General features: G+C 38.3%; 1 pseudogene. It reads right to left on the bottom strand.

From position 1 onward, the window contains the following. Positions 1-1,270 (bottom strand): annotated as a pseudogene (locus B5F08_RS13030) (hypothetical protein); the annotation flags it as partial. Positions 1,271-1,526: the final 256 nt, after the last annotated feature.

The following is a 1,526-nucleotide window of genomic DNA, read 5'->3' as shown; positions in this document are numbered from 1 at the left end:
TTTCACCTATTGTAGGTGTACCGCTGAGAGATATTGAACCTGTCATATATCTTCCGTTAAGGTCAAGGATAGTAGCATCATACAGTCCGTCCGTCGTAAAAACACTGCTATAAATATAATTTATCTCTGAACCGTTGGCTCCGTTGAACCAATATCCGTCATTCATATTGCCTCTTGCAGGTTCCTTCATAAACACATAATCAGGTTCTCCGAAAGTACCTGTATCACTGTTTATTACGTCTACAAGGTAGCTTTTTCCTTCTGTCTTGACAATGTTCCAGCTGAAATTCAGCCAATTCTGTTCGCCTCCAGGAACAAATCCGCTTGTGCCGTTTCCAATTAAATTTCCTGTTACATAGTAACACTCAGTACTGTCAAAATCAGATAAATCACAAAGGTATTTAAAGGCTTTTGCATATGCCTCCGATGTTGACTCGGTCTCAGGGTCACGGTCAAACACGCTGGTTATCTGGAAAGGATCTCCGTAGAATGTATCGAATAACGGATGATCCGGATTGCCAATAATTTCTCTGGCCTCTAAATCGTAAGATGCAAGATCGCAAATAGCATCCTTATAGACCTCAAGCTTTTCCATATCACTTTTTCCTGCATTGGCGTTTACGATTTCCTGTGCATTGGCAGCTGCTTGTGCTCCCTTTGACGCTGCACTGCTGCTTAATGTGTTTTTAGGATTTTCAGAGTTTTTATCCTGATAATCACTGTAAACCGGCATATAGTATGTAATACTGGTTATATATGTTGTATTTCCAACAGTAGAAATACTATAGCCCATTGAACCAAAACTGCGGTCCATTAAATCATACCAGAACATTTCATACGGATAATTACAAATCAAGGCATTATATATACGAGTTGTTCTTATATTTTCTTCGATATACTTCTTGGCAAGCTCTAAACGCTTATCGTTGTCCGTTTCTCCTCCGTTGTCAATACTTACGCCGTTAAGACTGATAGTAAGTATCATTTCTCCGCCGTTGTGTACTGTTTCCACTATTTTGGCAGCAAGGTCGTTATAGACTTTTGTTTCCAATTCGTTGAGATATGACGAATTCCAATCTGCCAAAACCTCTGCGGAATCAGCAGAAGGCGCTGACATTGTCGCCACTTCCTGTACTTCGCCCATTGACTCGGTTACTTCCATGGTGATTTCATTTCCGATATTCTTGGTCTCGTCTGCAAATGCTGTAACGGGCAGTAATGAAACTACCATCAACGCACTGAGCAATACCGCCATAAATCGTTTTTTCATGTTTTGTTCCTCCTTTTTGATTTCCTGTTTTTTCCTCCGTCTTATTTTATTTTTCCACTGATATCACTGTATTTTTATAATATTGCAGTTAACTTTTGCAATATTTTACAGCAGATTTCCTCACCTCACTTTAACTATTCAAAATATCTCTCGACAACGCTGTATTTTTCCGCAAAGTAATAAACATATAAAGGATATAATAATTTTTCCTTATTTATAACTTTACTGACCTTATAGTGATTATATCATAAAAAAA

Source organism: Anaeromassilibacillus sp. An172 (assembly GCF_002160515.1).
GTDB classification, from domain to species: Bacteria; Bacillota; Clostridia; order Oscillospirales; family Acutalibacteraceae; genus Limousia; species Limousia pullorum.
This window is presented reverse-complemented; position numbering and strand designations above follow the sequence as displayed.